This is a genomic window from Geminicoccus flavidas (assembly GCF_009806515.1).
GTDB lineage: Bacteria > Pseudomonadota > Alphaproteobacteria > Geminicoccales > Geminicoccaceae > Geminicoccus > Geminicoccus flavidus.
In genome coordinates this window covers 1-2,832 of the sequence record NZ_WUJP01000559.1, presented here as the reverse complement: position 1 = coordinate 2,832, position 2,832 = coordinate 1, and the positions used below count along the sequence as shown (strand labels likewise).

3 protein-coding genes are annotated in these 2,832 nt (G+C 69.6%); all 3 read left to right on the top strand.

All coding sequences use genetic code 11. The features are described from left to right. A partial coding sequence (locus EQG76_RS16020; RefSeq protein ID WP_159715230.1) for an ABC transporter ATP-binding protein occupies positions 1–893 on the top strand: 893 nt, incomplete at its 5' end. A 32-nt stretch (positions 894–925) separates the two neighbouring features. Beyond that, positions 926–1,672 (top strand): sugar phosphate isomerase/epimerase family protein, encoded by a 747-nt coding sequence (locus tag EQG76_RS16015; protein WP_159715228.1) that lies wholly within the window; start codon positions 926–928, stop codon positions 1,670–1,672. Between the two features lie 4 nt (positions 1,673–1,676). Continuing rightward, the gene (locus EQG76_RS16010) at positions 1,677–2,819 is read left to right on the top strand and encodes a Gfo/Idh/MocA family protein (protein WP_159715226.1); all 1,143 of its coding nucleotides are present in this window, start codon (positions 1,677–1,679) and stop codon (positions 2,817–2,819) included. The last annotated feature ends 13 nt before the right edge of the window (positions 2,820–2,832 follow it).

Genomic DNA, 2,832 nt, shown 5'->3' with positions numbered 1-2,832 from the left:
GCGGGCGCAACGTCACCTGGGAGGAGCCGAAGGACCGGGGCATCGCCATGGTGTTCCAGTCCTATGCGCTCTACCCGCGCATGAGCGTGCGCAAGAACCTGTCGTTCGGCCTGCGCATGGCCGGCACGCCGAAGGACGAGATCGAGCGGCGGGTCGCCAAGGCCGCGGCCATGCTCCAGATCGACCACCTGCTCGACCGCCGACCGGACCAGCTCTCCGGCGGGCAGCGCCAGCGCGTCGCGATCGGCCGGGCACTCGTGCGCGATGCCGACGTGTTCCTGTTCGACGAGCCGCTTTCCAACCTGGACGCCCAGCTGCGCAACGAGCTGCGCGTCGAGATCAAGCGGCTGCACCAGCAGCTAGGCTCGACCATGATCTACGTCACCCACGACCAGATCGAGGCGCTGACCCTGGCCGACCGGATTGCGGTAATGAAGGACCTGCGGATCCAGCAGCTCGCCACCCCGCACGAGATCTACCACCGCCCGGCCAACCGCTTCGTCGCCGGCTTCGTCGGCAGCCCGCGCATGAACTTCGTGGACGGGCGGCTGCTGCCGGACGGAGTATCTGGCTGGCGCTTTGCCACTGACAGCCATGTGCTGCGGCTGGACGGCTATGCCTTCGACGGGCAGCCCGGGCCCGGGCACGAAGTGACGCTGGGCATCCGGCCTGAGCATCTGCAGCCGGCGGATCAGGGCGACTGGGACGATTTCGTCGTCGAGATGAGTGAGCCCATGGGGGCGGACACGCTGCTCTGGGCCCGCTCCGGCCCGGATCTCCTGGCGGTGCGCACCGGCAGCGACACGCGGATCACTCCCGGCACCAGGCTGGCGCTCGGCCTGCCGCAGGACCGGATCTCCCTGTTCGACCGCAAGGACGGCCGCCGGCTCTGACCGGCCCCCATCTTTCCTTCCTGGAAGACGCCATGACCATCGCACCCGGACTGCAGCTCTATTCGCTCCGCGAATTTCCGCCGCTGGCGGCACGGATCGCCGAGCTGTCCGAACTCGGCTACCGCAAGGTCGAGCCCTACGGTGCCCTGATGGAGGACATCAGCGGGCTGGCAGAGGCGATCACCGCCGCTGGCCTCAGCTCGCCCACCGCCCATATCGGGATCGACCGGTTCCGCGCCGGCCTGGACGGCATCCTGCGCATTGCCGAGACGCTGCGGCTGGAGACGGTCGTGATCCCGTTCCTCCAGCCGGGTGACCGGCCAGGCGATACGCCGGGCTGGATGCGGATCGGTGCCGAGCTGGCCGGCTATGCCACCCGGCTGAAGTCGGCGGGCCTGAGCCTCGCTTGGCACAACCACGACTTCGAGATGGCGCAGCTTCCTGACGGCAGCCGGCCGATGGAGCATCTGCTCGCTGCCTCCGACGACGTGCTCTGGGAGTGCGACGTGGCCTGGGTGACCCGGGGCGGAGAGGATCCGACCGAGTGGATCCGACGCTATGGCGAGCGGATCGTCGCCACGCACGTCAAGGACATCGATCCCGATCCGGACAATGGCGAGGACGGCTGGGCCGATGTCGGCCATGGTATGCTGGACTGGAGGCTGATCGTCCCGGCGCTGAAGCAGGCCGGCACGAAGCACTGGATCGCCGAGCACGACAAGCCGAGCGACGGGTTGCGCTTTGCCCGGCGCTCGCTCGCCACCATGCGGAGCTGGTGAACCGATGACGAGGAAGATGGGCGTCGGCATCATCGGCTGCGGCACGATCGCCGATATCTACTGCCGCAATGCGCCCCGCTTTGCCAACATCGAGATCCGCGCCTGCGCCGATCTCCGCCCGGAGATCGCCCAGGTACTCGCAGGCAAGTACGGTCTGCGCGCCCTGAGCGTGCCGGAGCTGTTCGGTGCGGACGAGGTCGACATCGTCCTGAACCTGACCATCCCCAACGCCCATGTGGAGGTGTCGGGCGCGGCCCTGGAGGCCGGCAAGCATGTCTACAGCGAGAAGCCGCTGGCGACCTCACTGGCGGGTGCCCGCGAGCTGACGGCACTGGCCAGGCGCAGGGGCGTTCATCTGGCCGTGGCGCCCGACACGATCCTGGGGCCGGGCGGACAGCTCGCGCGCAAGCTGGTCGACGAGGGCGAGGTCGGCACGATCACCGCCGGCACCGCCTTCGTGCTGTCGCGCGGCATGGAGCACTGGCACCCGTCGCCGGGCTTCTACTTCCAGCCGGGCGGCGGGCCGGTGTTCGACATGGGCCCCTACTATGTCACCCAGCTGGTCCAGCTCCTGGGCCCGGTTGAGCGGGTGGCGGCCCTGGCCGCGACCGGGATTGCGGAGCGGGTGGTGACGGCACCGGGGCCGATGCAGGGGCAGACCATCCGTCCGGAAGTCGCCACCACGATCATGGGCCTGCTCGACTTCGCCAGCGGTGCCAAGGTCATGTTCGGGGCGAGCTGGGACGTCGAGGCGCACGGCCACCGGCCGATCGAGCTCTACGGCACTAGGGCGTCCCTCAGGGTGCCTGACCCGAACTTCATGGGCGGGGTCGTCGAGCTCGGCACGCGGGCGGATGGCTGGCGAGAGCTGCCGACGCGGGAGCGGGTGTTCGGCAAGGCCAACTACCCCTTCGATGCGCCGATCCACGCCAATGACCGCGGCCTGGGCGTCGCCGAGTTCGCCCGAGCGATCCGGGAGGGCCGCACGCCGCGGCTGGCGGGCGGGCTCGGCCTCCATGTCACCGCGGTGATGGAGGGGCTGCTTGCCGCCAGCGAGCAGGGCCGGGTGATCACGATTGAGGACCGCTGTGAGCGGCCGGCGGCGCTGAGCGAAGAGGAGGCGGCCGAATTGCTCGCCCGAGCCTGAAGCTCAGCGGGTC